Below are 17,841 nucleotides of genomic sequence, written 5' to 3' on the forward strand. Positions count from 1 at the left end.
CAGTTTTTATCATGTTAAAAGCGCAAAAAACCCGCCATAACAATCAACTATATCGATCACTTACGTGAGGCGACGCTTCTTGCCTGGGGCTCCAACGAGTCCCTTTCGCGGTCGAAGGCCAGATAATATTTATTGACGCTATTAACATAGCTGACGGCTCCCATTCCCACCTGTTCCATGGCGATACGCTCCACCTGGAAAAACCACTGATTAGGGTTCAAACCACGGCGTTTGGCCTCGGTACGCATGCCTTGGACCCGCTCAGGCCCCATGTTGTAAGCGGCCAGCACGAAGGCCATGCGCTCACGCTCATTAAGCTTGGGGCTGGCGAAAAACTTACGTCGGATCAACGCCAGGTATTTGGCCCCGGCCTGAACATTGTTATCCAAGTTCTGAATATCATTCACGCCTACCCGTTGCGCCGCAGATGAGGTGATCTGCATCAGGCCGGTAGGGCCTGCGCCGCTGCGTGCGTTGGGCTGCAAGGCAGACTCCTTGAACGCCAGGGCCGCCAGGTTCAGCCAGTCCATCCCCTGTTCCTTTGCGTGCTTCTGCAACACCGGCCGCAGCTTTTCCAGACGCTGGCGGTCGGCGCGAGCCAAGGGGTAATGCACCTGATACAGACGCCGATAGATGCGCAAAAACGCCACATCCTGATCGGCCGGGGTTTTGTAAGTCTTCAGAAAGCGGTCGATGCTCGCACGCAGCATCGAGGCGTCCCGGCGAACAAACCAGTGTTCCTCGCCCGGCTCGCTAATCAGGACCTGACGATCGAAGCGCAACTTCGGCAGGATCTTGCCCCACCGTTCGGCAATGGGCTGTTCGACAATGGTCAGGTGGAAAATCCCGCCCTGGACCATTTCCAGTACATCCTCCACCGCCAGGCTGGGATCAACCCACTCCACTTTCACCGGCGCCAATTTGTGCAGCGCCAGCTTCTGATTGATCTGGCTAATGGCGTCGCCGGCAACGCTGCCAGTGGTCAGCGCCAGGGTTTTGCCGGACAGCTGTTCCAGCCGGGTATAGCGGCGTTCGCCCTTGATCCCCACCAGAAGCAGCGGCACGTTACTGGCAATGGGATCACTGGGGCTCACGGCCTGCCCTGGTTGCGCCTCCAGTAATTCGCCCGGCGCGACCAAGTCACCTTCGCCACGTTGCAAGGCGCCAAGCAACTGATCCTTGGACTTGGGAATGATCTTGAGGTTGATTTCCTGGCCGTCGCGGGCGTGGCCATTCAGGTACTGCTCGAACGCGCGCAGCCGGTGGTACTCGACACCAATCGCCTGACCCTGGACTTCGCCAGAGCTGTTGCGGCTTTGATTGACCAGCACCCGTAACACCCGGCTACTGCGAATCTCCGCTAGATCGCGAACTTTGCTCGAGGCCACGATTTCCGGTGGCCCAGCCAAACGTGCCACCGCCGGTAACGGCAGCAACAGCGACAAGCACAGCGCAAACAAAACCGAGGGTCGGATCATCCGCTCTCCGGAAAGAATACTGGCCAACTATTCAAGGAAGACTTGAGAGTCGGGGGTCAGAAACAGAGCGCCTTGAGCGCTGGCAAAGTGCGAAAGACGGGCACAGCAATGGCTGGGTTACCAACCGAAGCTAACTTCCGACAGCAAAAGACAGCTTTAACTCGTTGTAGTTCTTGGCTTTTCTTATAAATCTACAGCTCTGATATGCTTTCCGGCCGCAGGCGGAGGTACACCATGCAACTCATAGATATCGGCGTCAACCTGACCAACCCAAGTTTCGCCGAAAAGCACCAGGCCGTTCTCGACCGGGCGTACGCGGCAGGCGTGTGCCAATTGGTCCTGACCGGTACCAGCGTCGAGGGCAGTGAACAGGCGTTGGAATTGGCCCACCAGTTGGACGAAAGCGGCCAACGGCTGTTCACCACTGCCGGGATCCATCCCCACTCGGCCAGTGACTGGAATGCTGACAGTGCCCGCCGCCTGCGCGCCCTGCTCAATGAGACCCAGGTGCGTGCAGTGGGAGAATGCGGTCTGGATTTCAATCGAGACTTCTCACCACGCCCGCAGCAGGAAAAGGTGCTGGAAGAGCATTTGGCCCTGGCCGCAGACTTGCAGCTACCGGTGTTCCTCCATGAACGCGACGCCAATCAGCGCATGCTGGACATTCTGCGCGACTTCCGCGATCGCTTGCCCGCCGCGGTGGTGCACTGCTTTACCGGCGAGCAGCGCGCGCTGTTCAGCTACCTCGACCTGGACTTGCATATTGGTATCACTGGCTGGATCTGCGACGAACGCCGTGGCACACATTTGCACCCGCTGGTTCGGGAAATTCCCCGGGGTCGCCTGATGCTGGAAAGCGACGCGCCCTACCTGCTGCCACGCAGCCTTCGTCCCAAGCCTAAAAATGGCCGCAACGAACCGGCCTACCTGACGGAGGTGCTGCGCGAAGTGGCCTTGCATCGCAACGAAAGCCAAGAGGAACTGGCCGCCCACAGCACAGCCTGCTCCCGGGCATTCTTCGGCTTGCCGGATATTGCTTGACCCACATCAAGATTTGTCTGAGCAAGTAGCGGCACAATAATGGCACCTTGCCAATACTGTTTCGCTCAATCAGAGAAGACCTTCCATGGGTGCCTGGCTTAGCAATATCTCGCTGAAGTACAAATTCTGGGCGGTCAATGCGGTCGCCTTCGTTACTACCCTGCTGCTGGTGCTGTACGCCGTACAACTGGAGCAGCAGGCTCGCAGCCAGGCGTCTCAGGGTGCCGCTCAAGCCCAGGCACGGCTGCTCAGCGCCTGGCCGGCTGGACAGGCTTTGCCCCGTGCCGATCATTTACTGAGTTTTCAGCCCGGGCAGACGCCCTCTCTCAACGATCGCCCATTACCCGAGCTGAACGGGGCCAAGGGCTGGGTCGAGTTCAGCCATATGCCCTTGTTCGGCGATAACCCACTGATGGGCGCTGAAGTCATCAGTCGCGCCGATGGCCAGCAAATCGCGGTACTCGCCTACGGCCCGAGCCTGAGTCAGGTGTTCAGCGAGCGCTTCACCAACTACGCCGCTGCTGTATTCATCCTGATGTTCGCCATGCTGTGCGCCTCGCAACTGTTGATCCGCTTTCTGCTGAGCCAACTCAACACACTCAAAGACGTGATGTTGCATGTTGAAAAGACCGGCGACCTGGCGGCCCGTGTTCCCCTGGCCTGCAAAGATGAAGTCGGGCAGATGGCGACAGCGTTCAACGCCATGCAGGCCGGCTATCAGCGCGTGGTCAACACCGTGGCCGATACCGCCCGGCAGTTGGATGTGGGTGCCGCGCGCCTGGCGTCGAGCATGAACGACGTACGCCATGGCATGCTCGGCCAGCAAAGTGAGACCGACCAGGCGGCTACCGCGATCAATGAAATGTCGGCCACGGTATACCACATCGCCCAACATGCCGGCGCTACCCGCGACCTGTCCCAGACTGCCGATACATTGGCTGGCAGTGGCCAGGAGGTGGTCAGTCGCGTGCAGAAATCCATCGCAGGGCTGTCCAGTGGCGTACAGCAGACCGCCGAGATGATCCAGCGCCTGGCCGAAGACAGCCAGAAAATCAACGGCGTGGTCAGTGTGATTCACAGCATCGCCGAACAGACCAACCTGCTGGCCCTCAACGCCGCGATCGAAGCGGCCCGCGCCGGGGAAATGGGGCGTGGTTTTGCGGTGGTTGCCGACGAGGTGCGCAACCTGGCCAAGCGCGTGCAAAGCTCAACCGATGAGATCACCACCATGGTTTCCGCCTTGCAGGCCGGTACCCGCGATGCGGTGGACTTCATGCAGGAAAGCTCGTTCAAGGCTGACGACTGTGTGCAACAGGCTCAGGAGGCTGGGGTCGCACTGGCCGAAATAACCAGTGCCGTGGCGCAGATGCGTGAAAGCAATACCCAGATCGCGGTGGCCGCCGAGCAACAGAGCCAAGTGGCGGAAGAGATGAATCGTGCGGTGGTCAGCATCCGTGACGTGACCGAAAACACTGTGCAGCAAACCGTCGACTCGGCCACCACCAGCAATGAACTGGCGACCCTGGCCGGCGCCTTGAGCAAGGCGATCGGACAGCTGAAGCTTTAATCTCAGGTTATCGGCCAGCCCAGCCCTGCAAGGTTATGGGTTGGCCGCAAGGCCTGGAACTTGGCCGGTGTGCCCCCCCAAATAGCCTATCAACCCGATAGCAACGCTTGATTCGATGTTGCCCAGCGTCGCCCCTATTCTTGATTCATCGGCTTCAACAAATGAATTAAGGAGGACAACATGGGCAAACGTCATCCCAACATCCCCGCATGGCAATGGCGCACCACCCCGGAAAGCCATCGCAACTCGGCCAACCTGGTATTGCAGTTGATTGCAGGCCCGTTATTTATCGTGGGTTTCCTGCTGATTGCATCAGGGGTGTTCGCGCCCAGCGCGGTCAGCGTTGCCATCGGCGCAGTCGCGGTAGTCGCCGCTCTGTCGCTGCAACGTCGTGGTCACAGCCTGGAAGCCTGAAGTTGCGGGCGGTCCGGCACTGACAGGGCTATTCGCCAGGTTACTGGCAACCCTGTTAGCGGCCAGTGTTCATTGCCGCCGGGTGGCCGGGCGATACCCGTGCCACTCGGCAGCAAAGGACTCAGGCGAAAATCGTCACCGTTTGCCGGCTCAAGGCGATCAATCCGCCTTCCGGGCTCCACAGCGCGGCGGCGGCATGGCCATAACCGTCGCGTGCATGCTCGATGTGCACGCAATACTTGCACCAGTCCAGGGTGCTCAACTCCAGCAACGGCTGAACGAATTCAATCGTCCAGGTCAGGGTGCTGCCCGCCGCCGGTTTGCGCAGGTGCGGCAACAACGCCGGCGGCCAGGCATCGACCAGGGCGAGAATATGCGCCTCGGTCAGCGGCTCTTCCTTCACGTCTCCGCGCAAGCGCACCCAACCACCCATGTCACGGGATTGATTACCGGTAAAGGGCAGGCCGCCGATGCTCCAGCGCATGGCCAGGTGGCGCATGAACTCGGGCGTTACCCCCTTGATATAGGGCAGCTCCTGGCACTCATCCCAGTGTTTCATTTCCGGTGCCGGTTGCGCCTCGACGCTGACCTCGGAGGCCCGGGAAGCACCGAAACTCCCCTGCACCAGGGTCACCACCTGCCCGTTCTGCATCGCCCGGCCCAGTACCTGGCTGACGGCCTTGCCCTCACGTAGCACATCCACTTCGAAACTCACCGGCACATCCGGCTCGACCGGCCCGACAAAGGTGATGGCCAACGAACGTACAGGACGATCGGCCGGAACCTTGGCGCGCATGGCTTCGTACTGCAAGGCCACCACCAGGCCACCAAAACTCGCCCGCCCCTGGGCCCACTCGGCCGGGATAGACAGCTGCTGGGGATTCTGGCGAACGGCATCAAGCAAATCGAAAAAGCGCATGGAAACCTCGAGAGCGGAAAAGAACTCGAGGATAGTAACCAGCCAAAAGCAGGGGCACAGCACTTATTCCTGCCAAACAAGCGGACAGATGAGCCGTCAACGCATGGTCAGGACTTGAAACAATCGCCGCTGAGTTTGTCCAGCACCCGGTCGGCGCGGGTTTGCGCCTTGAGCATGGTGCTGCGCCATACGCCCACGCAGGGCTGCAAGTCCGGTTGCTGCTCAGCCTGGGCCAGCCACTGCCAGCAGTCATGCCAATCGCCCAGTGCCCCCTGGGCCGCCTTGAGCCGGGACATCGCCTTGGCCGGCAAACGATCGAGTTCGGGGTAGGCATCAGCGGCGTAGCGTACGCGTTTGATCAACAGGCGCAGGCGGTGTCGATCATGGGCGTGGTCATGCAATGCCACATCCAGCGCTTTCCACTGTTTGGCCAGGCGCTTTTCGATGCGCTGGCGCAAGCTGCGCAAGATGCCCTGCCGCTCGGACGCCCGCAAAAACCGTGGGAACGCATCGAGCACCATCAGCAACTGCTGCACTTGCGGCCCGGTTGCGACGGCAGGAAGCTCCTGGGCCAGTTGCGCGGTACGCCGATCAGCGGCCTGATGCTGCCCGTGCTGATGCAGATAGGCCGCCAGCACTTCGCGATCCCGCAAGGGCGTGGTCAATTGACCGACCTCACCCGCTGCCGCCTCGAGTTGCTCCACCCCAGGCAAACCGCGCAGGGGTCGCAACAAGCTGCGCAAGCGCCGCACGGTAATGCGCAAGTCATGCAGTGCTTCGGGATCCGTACTTGCCGCCAGCCGGGCCTGACAGGCCAGCAAACGCACTTCCAGGCTCAGGACCTGAGCCACCAATCGATCAACCAGGGCTGACATCATAGACTCCCGCATCGAGCATTCACGGTTGCAGCCTCTGAACGGCCCAACCTGTTTCCCTCAGAATGACACCGCCGACCAGCATGCAGCATTGCGCTGCGTCATGCCGGCCCGCGGTGGTGGCCCTTCCCCGACCTCACACGGCAGCAGTGATTGCATCAACGGCCAGCGCGGGACTCGCGGATGTAGAACCGTGCCTTCTCGGCCTTGCTGGCGCAACCTTCAAAGGCCTCAAATTGTTGCTGGGTCTTGGCACCCGTCAGCAGGGACAAGGCCTTGGAGTAGCTGACGGTACCGGCAAAGCCTTCAGCCTTGGCCAGGTCCAGTTCATGCCAGGCCGCATCCAGTTGCGTGCCGCAGGTGTCGCGGTAAGCGGTTTTGCCGGCGCAACCGGCCAGTGCCAACACAATCAGGGGCAGACAGATCCAGGCTTTCATCGATGACACCTCAGGAATAAAACACAGTCGTACAAGATCAGACGATCGGCACCGAAAAAAGTGCCTTGATAGCCCCCGGGAAATATAGCGTGCGCCAGCATAGCTGCATGCGCTGCGGCCCCCTAGGTAAACCGCGCGCTGCAGCGCAATACAGGCCACGATTGAACAGCCCCCCTCGAAGGGTGCATTGTTGGAGCCTGTTTGCCTAAGGGTCGAGTCATGAAGAAGCGTGTTGCACTGGTTCTGGGCTCAGGTGGCGCCCGGGGATACGCCCACATCGGGGTGATCGAGGAAATCGAACGGCGTGGCTATGACATCGCCTGCATCGCCGGCTGCTCCATGGGCGCGGTGGTTGGCGGGATCTACGCCGCCGGCAAGCTCAACGATTATCGAGAATGGATCGAGAGCCTGGATTACCTGGACGTACTGCGCCTGGTGGACGTCAGCTTTCGCCTGGGCGCGATTCGCGGCGAGAAGGTTTTCGGCCAGATCCGCAAAATCGTCGGCGAAATCAACATCGAAGACTTGCGAATCCCTTACACCGCCGTCGCCACCGACTTGACCAACCAACAGGAAATCTGGTTCCAGGAAGGCTGCCTGCACCAGGCCATGCGCGCTTCGGCAGCCATCCCCAGCCTGTTCACTCCGGTCATGCAAGGTAACCGCATGCTGGTGGATGGCGGCCTGCTCAATCCGCTGCCGATCGTGCCGGTGGTGTCCAGCCATTGCGACCTGATCATCGCCGTCAACCTCAACTCGACCAACCAGCGCCACTATCAATTGCCGGTGATTCAACGCCCTCCGGCCTTCAAGAGTCGCTTCGACAACCTGATCAGTTCCCTGGGTTCGCACATGCCCTTTCGCCGCAAGCAGGCCGAACAGCTGCTGCTTATCGAGCAAGAAGCCTTGAAGGCCGAGGCAGCGGAGATCAATCCCTGGATCGAATCGGCCCAGCCCGAAGCCCAGCAACCGGCGGCAGCACCGGAAAGTGAAGGGGCGCCGAAGTCTGCCACCGGATCCTTCATCATCGATAACGTCGGCCCGGCCTCGCTGCTGGACCTGATCAACCAGAGCTTCGAGGTGATGCAGACCTCCCTGGCCCAGTACAAAATCGCGGGCTACCCGCCGGATATCCTGATCAACGTGCCCAAGCGCGTCTGCCGTTTTTTCGAGTTCTACAAGGCGCCGGAGCTGATCGCCCTGGGCCGGGAAATCGCCAGCGATACCCTGGACCGCTACGAAAGCGAGCAGAACTGAGCACCGAACGCCTGGACGCTCAGGACTCAGCGTTCAACAAGCGATAGCCGATCCCGGCTTCGGTGAGGATAAAACGTGGACGGGCCGGATCGTCCGCCAGCTTCTGGCGCAAGTGCCCGACCACAATCCGCAGGTAGTGGCTGTCTTCGGTATGGGTCGGGCCCCAGATGTCCTTGAGCAACTGCTGCTGGGTAATCACCCGCCCTGGGTGACGCGCCAGTTGCGCCAGCACCGCGTACTCCTTGCGGGTCAGGGCCACTTCCACGCCCTCGAGCAGCACCCGGCGATAGGCCAGGTCCACGGTCAAGGGTCCAAAACTCAGCGCGGCTTCCTGCCCTTCACCGACAGGCGCCTGACGTAACAAAGCTCGGACGCGCGCCAGAAACTCCTGGATCCCAAAGGGCTTGGTCACGTAATCGTTGGCACCACCGTCCAGTGCTTCAACTTTCTGGATTTCACTGGCACGCACCGAGAGCACCAGCACCGGCACACTCGACCATTCGCGAAACTCGCGCAGCACCTGCTGCCCGTCCATGTCCGGCAGGCCCAGGTCGAGCACCAGCAGGTCCGGCTTGTTCAGCGCGGCCTGGGCCAGCCCTTCATTGCCAGTGCCGGCCTCGATCACTTTGTAGCCTTGGGAGGCCAGGCTGATGCGCAGAAATTTGCGAATTTGCGGTTCGTCGTCAATGACCAGGATGGTCGCGGTCTGGCTCATGATTTCCATTCAAGACAAATAAGTTGCAAAAGAGTAGCCCAGCGCTGCCTGCGCGGGCCTGGCCTGGGCGATGCCGGGCAGCCAATCACACCTGGGCCTCGGCGGCAGGTTGCGTCGGCAACGGCAGGAACAGGGTAATACAGGTGCCACGTCCCTCGATGCCTTCGGCGACGCTGATGTGCCCACCGTGGGCACCGACCATGCCCTGACAGATCGCCAGCCCCAGGCCGGTGCCCTGACCGCCTCGGTCACCCCGGGCGGCGGTGTAAAACATATCGAAGATTTTTTCCCGCTCGTCCTGGGGAATACCCGGCCCCTCATCGCTCACGGCAAACCACAGTTCGCTTTCACTCGCACCGACGCTCAACTGCAAACGACCGTGGGCGGGAGAGAACCGCGCGGCGTTCTCCAGCACATTCACCAGCGCCTGTTCGATCAAGGCCGCGTGCACATACAACAGCGGCAACTGCGCGGGCACATCGGTGCTGACTTGCAAGGAGGCGAGCACGGCCCGCAGGCGGTTCATTGCACTGCCGACGATATCCCCGGGGGCCACCCAGTCCCGTGCCAGCTTCAGGGCACCATGGCCGAGGCGGGTCATGTCCAGCAGGTTCTGGATGTAGCGGTCCAGGCGCTCGGCTTCGTCACGGGTGCCCTCCAGCAATTCGCGGCGGTCCTCCAGCGGAATCGCCTCGCCCAGCGCCAGCAAGCTGTCGATGCTGCCGCGCATCGAGGTCAGGGGAGTGCGCAGGTCATGGGACACCGAGGCCAGCAAGGCGCTGCGCAGCTGTTCGGTTTCGCCGTGCAGCCTGGCGGCTTCCAGGTCTTCGGCCAGTTGCGCCCGAGCCAGCGCCTGGGCCAGCGGCTGACTCAAGGCGGTCAATAACCGCCGACGTTGCCCGGTAAGTTCCGTGCCCTCTTTCGGGCAAACCCCCAACAAGGCCAGCGGGCCTTCGTCCACCGACAGCGGCCACCACCACCAGTGTCCAAAAGGCAAGGTACCGGTACCATGGCCGGCCGGCTGGTCATGCTGCCAAGCCCAATCGGCAGCCGCACGCTCGGCTTCGGAAAACTGCAGCGGGCCACCGGTTTCCACCTTCCAGTCGCCCTGCCCGTCGCGGTTGAGCAGGCACAGTTTCAAGTCCTTCCAGCCGTTCAAGTGCTGGGCCGCAGCGCTGATCACCGCCTGGCGATCGGTAGCCGCGGTCAGTTTGCGCGACAGATCCAACAGCTCGCTGGTTTCTTCCTGGGTATCACGCAATGCCTGCAACTGGCGGCGCTGGCGGGCAGCCAGGTTACCGGTCAGGGCCGCCATCATGAGGAAGAACACCAGGGTCAATACATCCTCTTCGCGCTGGATCGAGAAGGAAAAACTGGGCGGGATAAACAGGAAGTCATAGGTCAGAAACGACAGCACCGCGCACGCCAGCGCCGGCCCCAGGCTGCTGCGCACCGCCACCAGCAACACCGCGGCCAGAAACACCAGGGAGATGTTGGGCAGCGGCAGCACACTGGCCACCGCCCAGGCCAGGGCACTGGCCAAGGCCGTAGCCAGCAGCGCCAACCCGTAGTCGAACCAGGCCACGGATTGCTCAGGGCGCAGCCGTGGCTGATGTGGTTGCGCTTCGCTGTCCAGGACGTTGATTTCCAGGCCGCTGGCCTGACGCAGCAAACGCGCCGCCAGCCCGCCGCCGAACCAGCGTCGGCGCAGGCGATGACTGGACTGGCCGACCAGCACCAGGCTCGCCCGCCGCTCCGCCGCATGCTGAATCAGGGTTTTCGCCACTTCGGCGGCGCGCAGCAACACCACTTCACCGCCCAGGCGCTCGGCCAATTGCTGCGCCGCCTGCAAGCGCAGGCGCGACTGTTCGTCACGCACACTGCCGTTGTCGACATGCACCATGCTCCAGGGCAGGTGCCGACGTTGTGCCACCCGGCTCGCATGCCGCACCAGGCGTTCGGCCTGGGCATCACCATCGACCCCGACCAGTAATCGGCCGCGCACGGCCGGCGCCGCCTGCCCCAGCTGCCGATAGCCCTGGGCCAGGTCATCGTCGACCTGGGCCGCCGCGGTCTGCATCGCCAACTCGCGCAAGGCAGTGAGGTTGGTTTGGGTAAAGAAGGCATCGATGGCCGCCCGCGCCTGCTCCGGCACGTAGACCTTGCCATCGCGCAGGCGCTCCAACAGTTCTCGGGGCGGCAGGTCGACCAGCAGCAGCTCATAGGCTTCCTGCAGCACCCAGTCAGGCAAGGTTTCGCGCACCTGCACACCGGTGATGCCGCGCACCTGATCGTTGAGGCTTTCGAGGTGTTGCACGTTGACCGTGGTGAACACGTCAATCCCGGCTGCCAGCAGTTCCTGGATGTCCTGCCAACGCTTGGCATGGCGACTGCCGGGGGCGTTGCTGTGGGCCAACTCGTCTACCAGTACCAGCTTGGGCCGGGCCTTGAGCAACCCGTCGAGGTCCATCTCTTCCAGCATCACCCCGCGATACTCGGAGCGCACCAGCGGCTGTTGCGGCAGGCCGCCGAGCAAGGCTTCGGTTTCTGCGCGGCCGTGGGTCTCGACCACCCCGGCCAGGACCTTTACCCCCTGGCGCAGTTGCGCATGGGCCGCCTGCAACATGGCGTATGTCTTGCCCACGCCCGGTGCGGCGCCCAGAAAAACCTTGAGCCGACCGCGTCCATCGCGGGGCAGATCAGCTAACAGCGCGTCGGCGCGGCCGGAATCGCTCATGGGCGGAACTCTCTGCAACAAAAAAGTTAATCAACGCAGCGGCAGTAAACAGCCGCGCCTGTGCCTACAAGGTTTCCAGGGCCCGATTCAGGGCCAGCACATTGACCACTGGAGGGCCTATCAGCGGCTGCTCGACCAGCGTGTCCACCAGCGCTTGGACCTTGGCCTGGGGCAGGTTGCGCGCCGCCGCAACCCGCGCCAGTTGATAGGTAATCGCGGCCGGAGGCAAGTGCGGATCCAGCCCACTGCCAGAGGTGGTGAGCAAGGCCAGGGGCACCGGTCCCTGGCCAGGCACCAGCAGTTTGTTGGCGTCATCGATCACCCGCGTGGCAAGGGCCGGGTTGCTCGGTGCCAGGTTGCTGGCGCTGCTGGAAACCGTGGCAAAAGCGCCTGCAGAAGGACGCGGATGGAACCAGGCATCGCCGACAAAATCCTGAGCGATCAGGGCCGAGCCACGCACCTTGCCGTCGGCGTCACGCACCAGGCTGCCGTTGGCCTGGTCCGGGAACGCCAACTGGGCGACCCCGGTCACAACCAGTGGATAGGCGACACCGGTGATCAGGGTCATCAATACCATCAGGCTCAAGGCCGGACGCAATACGCTAGACATCATTCAATCCTCGATTCATCAAGTCCGATCCCGGCAGGAGCAGGCGGGTCAGCCGGCCCCTGCAACGGGGAGTTACACCAGGTGCAGCGCGGTCAGCAGCATGTCGATCAGCTTGATACCGACGAACGGCACCACGATCCCGCCCACGCCGTAAATCAACAGGTTGCGCCGCAGCAGGTGGGCCGCACTGGCTGCCTGCACCCGCACCCCACGCAATGCCAGTGGAATCAGCACGACGATGATCAGGGCATTGAACACGATCGCCGACAGGATCGCGCTCTGCGGGCTGGTCAGCCCCATGACGTTGAGCACGCCCAGCTGTGGATAAATCGCCGCAAACAACGCCGGCAGGATCGCGAAGTACTTGGCCACATCGTTGGCAATCGAGAAGGTGGTCAGTGCGCCTCGGGTAACCAGCAGCTCCTTGCCGATCTGCACCACGTCCAGCAGCTTGGTCGGATCGCTGTCGAGATCGACCATGTTCGCCGCCTCGCGGGCCGCCTGGGTGCCGTCGTTCATCGCCATGCCGACATCCGCCTGGGCCAGGGCCGGGGCATCGTTGGCGCCGTCGCCACACATGGCCACCAGCCGCCCGTCATTCTGCTCATGGCGAATCCGCGCCAGCTTCTTCTCCGGCGTGGCTTCGGCCAGCACGTCATCGACACCGGCTTCGGCCGCAATGGCGGCGGCGGTCAGCGGGTTGTCACCCGTCACCATCACGGTACGAATCCCGAGCTTGCGCAGCTCGGCGAAACGCTCGCGGATGCCCGGTTTGACCACGTCCTTGAGATGGATCGCGCCCAGCAGCTTGCCCTCGGCGCAGACCAGCAAAGGAGTACCGCCGCTTTGGGCGATCTGGTCGATCTCCCGGGACAGCGCCGCAGGCAGGTCCTTGCGTTGCAGGCCGACAAAGGCCAGCAGCGAATCCACCGCCCCCTTGCGGTAGACCCGCCCCTGGTAATCGACCCCTGACAAGCGGGTTTCTGCGCTGAACGGCACGGCAGTCAGCACTTCGATCGCCGGTTCAGGCTGTGGATAAAGCCCGCGCAGGTACTCAACGATGGACTTGCCCTCGGCGGTGTCGTCGGCCAGGGAGGCGAATAACGCGCCCTCGGCCATCTCTTTGGCACTGACCCCAGGCGCTGCGTGAATCGCGGTGCAGCGGCGGTTACCGAAGGTGATGGTGCCGGTCTTGTCCAGCAGCAGGACGTGCACGTCCCCCGCCGCCTCCACCGCTCGCCCGGATTTGGCGATCACATTCAGGCGCACCAGGCGGTCCATGCCGGCGATGCCGATGGCCGACAACAGGCCGCCAATGGTGGTCGGAATCAAGGTCACCAGCAACGCCACCAGAAACACCAGTGGCAGGCTGCCGTTGGCGAAGTGGGCAAAGGGCTGCAAGGTCACCACCACCAGCAGGAAGATCAGGGTCAGGCCGATCAGCAGGATATCCAGCGCCACCTCATTCGGCGTTTTCTGGCGCTTGGCGCCTTCCACCAAGGCGATCATGCGGTCCAGGGTCGACTCGCCGGGGTTGGCGGTAATCCGCACCCGCAGCCAGTCAGACACCAGCCGGGTATTGCCGGTGACCGCCGAGCGATCCCCCCCGGACTCGCGGATCACGGGAGCCGACTCCCCGGTAATCGCCGCTTCGTTGACCGCGGCAATCCCTTCGATCACCTCACCATCACCCGGGATCATCTCCCCGGCTTCGACTCGCACCACATCACCCTTGCGCAAGCTGGCGGCGGGTACAACCTGGAAGCTGCCATCGTCCTTCTGCCGCCGGGCGCTCAAGCCTTCGCTGCCCGCCTTGAGGCTGTCGGCGCGAGCCTTGCCGCGCCCCTCGGCCAAGGCTTCGGCAAAGTTGGCGAAGAGCACGGTAAACCACAGCCACAGAGCGATTTGCGCGGCGACGAAGGTCGGTACCGCAGGGTCCGGCAACACACACAGGACAGTGGTCAGGACCGCGGTCAGCTCCACCACCAGCATCACCGGCGAACGTTTGAGCTGGCGCGGGTCGAGCTTGACGAAGGCCTGGACCAGCGCCGGGCGCCACAGGGCCGAGATTGCGGTTTTCGACTGCTCCGAGGTCGCCGGCCGGGAACTGCCAGGCGTGGTGCCAGCAGCATCAGGCGCAGATTTTTTTGCAGCAGGAACATGCATATTCATCGTCTAATCCTCAGCCCTTGAACCCAAGGGCATCCATGCTCAGGTGTTCGGCAATAGGCCCCAGTGCCAGGGTTGGCAGGAACGTCAGGCCACCCACCAGCAAAATGGTCACTGTCAGCAGCGTGACGAACAGCGGGCCATGGGTCGGGAAACTGTTCTGGCCAATCGGCGCGGTCTTCTTCATCGCCAGGCTACCGGCCAGGGCCAGTACCGGCAGGATGTAGCCGAAGCGCCCGATCAACATGCCCAGGCCCAGCATCAGGTTGTGGAAGGCAGTGTTGGCGCTGAAGCCGGCGAAGGCCGAGCCGTTGTTGGCACTGGCCGAGGTGTAGGCATAGAGCAACTGACTGAAACCATGGGGCCCGGGGTTGCTGATGGCCGATGCGGGCACCGGCAGGCTGGCGGCAACCGCCCCCAGCACCAGCACACCGATCGGCATCACCATCAGAGTCACCACCAGCAATTGCACTTCCTTGGCCTGCAGTTTCTTGCCCAGGTATTCAGGGGTTCGCCCGATCATCAACCCGGCCAGGAACACAGCGATCAACACGTTGAGCAACATCCCGTAAAGACCGGCTCCCACGCCGCCGAAGATCACTTCGCCAACCATCATGTTGATCAGCGCCACCATCCCGCTCAGGGGGTTGAGGCTGTCATGCATGCCGTTGACCGAACCGTTGGACGCCGCGGTGGTGGTCACCGACCAGAGCACGGTGGCGGTCGTACCGAAACGCGCTTCCTTGCCTTCCAGCGGCGCGGTCTGCTCCACCGCCACATTGTTCAGCGCAGGGTTGGGTTGGTATTCGGCCCACAGCGAGGTGGCGCCGCCAATCAGGAACAACGCCAGCATGCAGGCGATGATGGCCCGGCTCTGGCGCAGATCCTTGACGTAATGGCCAAACGTAAACACCAGGGCCACCGGGATCAGGATGATCGAGCCCAACTCGAACAGGTTGCTCCAGGCGCTCGGGTTTTCGAATGGGTGGGCCGAGTTGGCGCCAAAGAAGCCACCGCCGTTGGTCCCCAGTTGCTTGATGGCGATCTGGCTGGCCGCCGGGCCCAGGGGGATCACCTGATCGGCGCCCTGCATCGTCAGGGCATTCACATAGTGAGCGAAGGTCTGAGGCACGCCCTGCCACACCAGGAACAGCGCCAGCAGCAGGCACAACGGCAGCAAGCCATAGAGCGTCGCGCGGGTCATGTCGACCCAGAAGTTACCCAGGGTTTGCGCCGAGCGACGACCGATGCCACGGCACAAGGCAACCAGCACGGCCAGGCCGGTGGCGGCGCTGACGAAGTTCTGCACGGTCAGGCCTGCCATCTGGCTCAGGTAGCTCAGGGAGGCTTCGCCGCTGTAACTCTGCCAGTTGGTGTTGGTCATGAAGCTGATGGCGGTATTGAACGCCAACGTCCACTCCTGGCCCGGCAGGTTCTGCGGATTGAGCGGAAGGTGGTCCTGGAACAGCAGGATTGCGAACAGCAGGACAAAGCCCGCCAGGTTGAAAGCGAGCAACGCCAGGGTGTACTTCTGCCAGCTTTGCTCGGTCTGTGGATCAACCCCGGAAAGGCGATAGCAGACCCGCTCCACCGGCCCCAGCACCGGTGTCAACCAGGTGCGCTGGCCTTCCATTACCTTGTAGTAGAACCGTCCCAGCAACGGCGCCGGTAGCAGCACCAGGGCGAAAAAAGCCAGGATCAGCCCGTAGTCATAACTGTGCATAGCTGCTCCTAGTTCCGATCCGCGCGCAACAGCGCAACCAGTAGATAAATGAACAGCCCCACTGCCAACAGCAGTGACACCCCGTCCAGAACGCTCATGGAATTTCTCCGAGTTACGGCGATTGCCGCGTGTAGGGGCATTGTCCGTAGGCAGCCTGTAAAGGAACGAGATCGACGCGGTGGGTCAGGCATAAAGAAAGCGTAAAGAGTGGCTTTGCATGCCCTTTACGCCGGTCTGCCAGGGGCCGATCACCATTGGCCACGCCAACAGCGGCGCCCCGATGCAAGGCACGCGGGCGCCCCATTTCGAACGCTTTCAGGGGCGAAAAAGGGCTAAACATCCTCGATACGACAGCTTTCACAGCTTTGCGACGTACTGGCCAAGACTGGCATGGCCGGTGCAGCCCTCCCACCTGAGCACTTCAAACCGTTCAGGGAGCATGCGATGAACACACAACTCAAGCCCACCTTGGGCACGCTGCACTTATGGGGTATTGCGGTCGGCCTGGTGATTTCCGGGGAGTACTTCGGCTGGAGTTATGGCTGGGGCGTGGCCGGGACCCTGGGGTTTCTGCTGACCTCACTGATGGTCGCGACCATGTACACCTGCTTCATATTCAGCTTCACCGAGCTGACCACCGCGATTCCCCATGCCGGCGGGCCCTTTGCCTACAGCCGTCGGGCCTTTGGTGAAAAGGGCGGGCTGATTGCGGGCCTGGCGACCTTGATCGAGTTCGTCTTCGCCCCGCCGGCCATCGCCCTGGCGATTGGCGCCTACCTGAACGTGCAGTTTCCCGCCCTCGACCCGAAACACGCCGCAGTCGGCGCCTACCTGATGTTCATGGGGCTGAATATTCTCGGGGTCAAACTGGCCGCCACCTTCGAACTGGTGGTGTGCGTGCTGGCGGTGGCCGAACTGCTGGTGTTCATGGGCGTGGTCGCGCCGGCGTTCAGCTTCAGCAACTTCGCCCTCAATGGCTGGGCCGGTTCGGACACCTTCGGCGCGCCGGCGATTGCCGGGATGTTCGCGGCCATTCCATTCGCCATTTGGTTCTTCCTCGCCATCGAAGGTGCAGCCATGGCCGCCGAAGAAGCCAAGGACCCGAAACGCACCATTCCCAAGGCCTACATCAGCGGCATCCTGACCCTGGTGCTGCTGGCCATGGGCGTGATGTTCTTTGCCGGCGGCGTGGGTGACTGGCGCACCTTGTCGAACATTAACGACCCGCTGCCCCAGGCGATGAAGACCGTGGTCGGTGAAAGCTCGGGCTGGCTGCATATGTTGGTGTGGATCGGCCTGTTCGGCCTGGTGGCGAGCTTCCACGGCATCATCCTTGGCTACTCGCGGCAATTCTTCGCCCTCGCCCGCGCCGGCTACCTGCCCAAATCGCTGGCCAGACTGTCACGTTTCCAGACTCCGCACCGTGCCATCATCGCGGGCGGCCTGATCGGTATCGCCGCCATCTACAGTGACGGCCTGATCAACCTGGGCGGCATGACGCTGACGGCGGCAATGATCACCATGGCGGTGTTCGGAGCGATTGTGATGTACATCATGAGCATGCTCAGCCTGTTCAAGCTGCGCAAAACCGAGCCCAACCTGGAACGTACTTTCCGTGCCCCGGGCTACCCGCTGGTACCCGCCATCGCCCTGGCACTGGCGGTGGTTTGCCTGGTGGCCATGGCCTGGTTCAACACCCTGATCGGGCTGATCTTTCTCGGTTTCATGGCGGCCGGCTTCATCTACTTCCAGCTCACCGCGCAACTGCGCGCCGAGGCTCCAGCGGACGCGATGCTCACCGGGCTCTGACAACGGAGCGGACGCACGCCCACCCGATCAGGCATACAATGGAACCACTGCGAAACGCTTTAACTCAAAGTGGTACAGGCAGGCTCGCAG

Annotated in this window: 14 protein-coding genes and 1 pseudogene; 5 read left to right on the plus strand and 10 right to left on the minus strand. The window is 62.4% G+C overall.

The window, feature by feature from the left end:
• Positions 1 to 56 precede the first annotated feature (56 nt).
• The gene (locus MF4836_RS13295; RefSeq protein WP_078470686.1) at positions 57 to 1,478 is read right to left on the minus strand and encodes a transglycosylase SLT domain-containing protein; all 1,422 of its coding nucleotides are present in this window, start codon (positions 1,476 to 1,478) and stop codon (positions 57 to 59) included.
• Positions 1,479 to 1,712: 234 nt separating this feature from the next.
• Between MF4836_RS13295 and MF4836_RS13300 the strand changes: the two genes are divergently transcribed.
• From MF4836_RS13300 to MF4836_RS13310, 3 genes and pseudogenes are all read left to right on the plus strand, one after another.
• Entirely contained in the window at positions 1,713 to 2,519 is an 807-nt protein-coding gene (locus tag MF4836_RS13300) for a TatD family hydrolase (RefSeq protein WP_078470687.1), read from the plus strand.
• An 85-nt stretch (positions 2,520 to 2,604) separates the two neighbouring features.
• A complete protein-coding gene (locus tag MF4836_RS13305; RefSeq protein ID WP_078470688.1) occupies positions 2,605 to 4,086 on the plus strand; it encodes a methyl-accepting chemotaxis protein in 1,482 nt (493 codons plus the stop codon).
• A gap of 180 nt (positions 4,087 to 4,266) precedes the next feature.
• A pseudogene (locus tag MF4836_RS13310) lies at positions 4,267 to 4,497 on the plus strand (terminase); the annotation flags it as partial.
• A 124-nt stretch (positions 4,498 to 4,621) separates the two neighbouring features.
• Here MF4836_RS13310 and MF4836_RS13315 read toward each other — a convergent pair.
• The 3 genes from MF4836_RS13315 to MF4836_RS13325 form a co-directional block, all read right to left on the minus strand.
• Positions 4,622 to 5,419: an acyl-CoA thioesterase gene (locus tag MF4836_RS13315; protein WP_078470690.1), complete on the minus strand. Its 798-nt coding sequence runs from the start codon at positions 5,417 to 5,419 to the stop codon at positions 4,622 to 4,624.
• A 107-nt stretch (positions 5,420 to 5,526) separates the two neighbouring features.
• The gene (locus MF4836_RS13320; protein WP_078470691.1) at positions 5,527 to 6,294 is read right to left on the minus strand and encodes a CHAD domain-containing protein; all 768 of its coding nucleotides are present in this window, start codon (positions 6,292 to 6,294) and stop codon (positions 5,527 to 5,529) included.
• A 158-nt stretch (positions 6,295 to 6,452) separates the two neighbouring features.
• Positions 6,453 to 6,731, minus strand: a complete 279-nt coding sequence (locus tag MF4836_RS13325; RefSeq protein ID WP_020299661.1) for a hypothetical protein — start codon at positions 6,729 to 6,731, stop codon at positions 6,453 to 6,455.
• Positions 6,732 to 6,950: 219 nt separating this feature from the next.
• Between MF4836_RS13325 and MF4836_RS13330 the strand changes: the two genes are divergently transcribed.
• Positions 6,951 to 7,988: a patatin-like phospholipase family protein gene (locus MF4836_RS13330; protein ID WP_020299660.1), complete on the plus strand. Its 1,038-nt coding sequence runs from the start codon at positions 6,951 to 6,953 to the stop codon at positions 7,986 to 7,988.
• Positions 7,989 to 8,007: 19 nt separating this feature from the next.
• Here MF4836_RS13330 and MF4836_RS13335 read toward each other — a convergent pair whose 3' ends face one another.
• From MF4836_RS13335 to kdpF, 6 genes are all read right to left on the minus strand, one after another.
• On the minus strand, positions 8,008 to 8,703 hold the full coding sequence (locus MF4836_RS13335; protein WP_020299659.1) for a response regulator: 696 nt from the start codon (positions 8,701 to 8,703) through the stop codon (positions 8,008 to 8,010).
• Between the two features lie 85 nt (positions 8,704 to 8,788).
• The gene (locus MF4836_RS13340; RefSeq protein ID WP_078470692.1) at positions 8,789 to 11,440 is read right to left on the minus strand and encodes a sensor histidine kinase; all 2,652 of its coding nucleotides are present in this window, start codon (positions 11,438 to 11,440) and stop codon (positions 8,789 to 8,791) included.
• A gap of 64 nt (positions 11,441 to 11,504) precedes the next feature.
• Positions 11,505 to 12,050: a potassium-transporting ATPase subunit KdpC gene (gene kdpC / locus MF4836_RS13345; protein WP_078470693.1), complete on the minus strand. Its 546-nt coding sequence runs from the start codon at positions 12,048 to 12,050 to the stop codon at positions 11,505 to 11,507.
• A gap of 72 nt (positions 12,051 to 12,122) precedes the next feature.
• Entirely contained in the window at positions 12,123 to 14,216 is a 2,094-nt protein-coding gene (gene kdpB / locus MF4836_RS13350; RefSeq protein ID WP_421548587.1) for a potassium-transporting ATPase subunit KdpB, read from the minus strand.
• 16 nt (positions 14,217 to 14,232) lie between these two features.
• Positions 14,233 to 15,942, minus strand: coding sequence for a potassium-transporting ATPase subunit KdpA (kdpA, locus tag MF4836_RS13355; RefSeq protein ID WP_078470695.1), 1,710 nt, complete (start codon positions 15,940 to 15,942; stop codon positions 14,233 to 14,235).
• Between the two features lie 8 nt (positions 15,943 to 15,950).
• A complete protein-coding gene (gene kdpF / locus MF4836_RS13360; RefSeq protein ID WP_007899818.1) occupies positions 15,951 to 16,040 on the minus strand; it encodes a K(+)-transporting ATPase subunit F in 90 nt (29 codons plus the stop codon).
• Between the two features lie 346 nt (positions 16,041 to 16,386).
• Here kdpF and eat point away from each other — a divergent pair, with 346 nt between their 5' ends.
• Positions 16,387 to 17,751: an ethanolamine permease gene (gene eat / locus MF4836_RS13365; RefSeq protein WP_078470696.1), complete on the plus strand. Its 1,365-nt coding sequence runs from the start codon at positions 16,387 to 16,389 to the stop codon at positions 17,749 to 17,751.
• Positions 17,752 to 17,841 lie beyond the last annotated feature (90 nt).

Origin of the sequence: Pseudomonas sp. MF4836 (assembly GCF_002018875.1) — a bacterium.
GTDB lineage: Bacteria > Pseudomonadota > Gammaproteobacteria > Pseudomonadales > Pseudomonadaceae > Aquipseudomonas.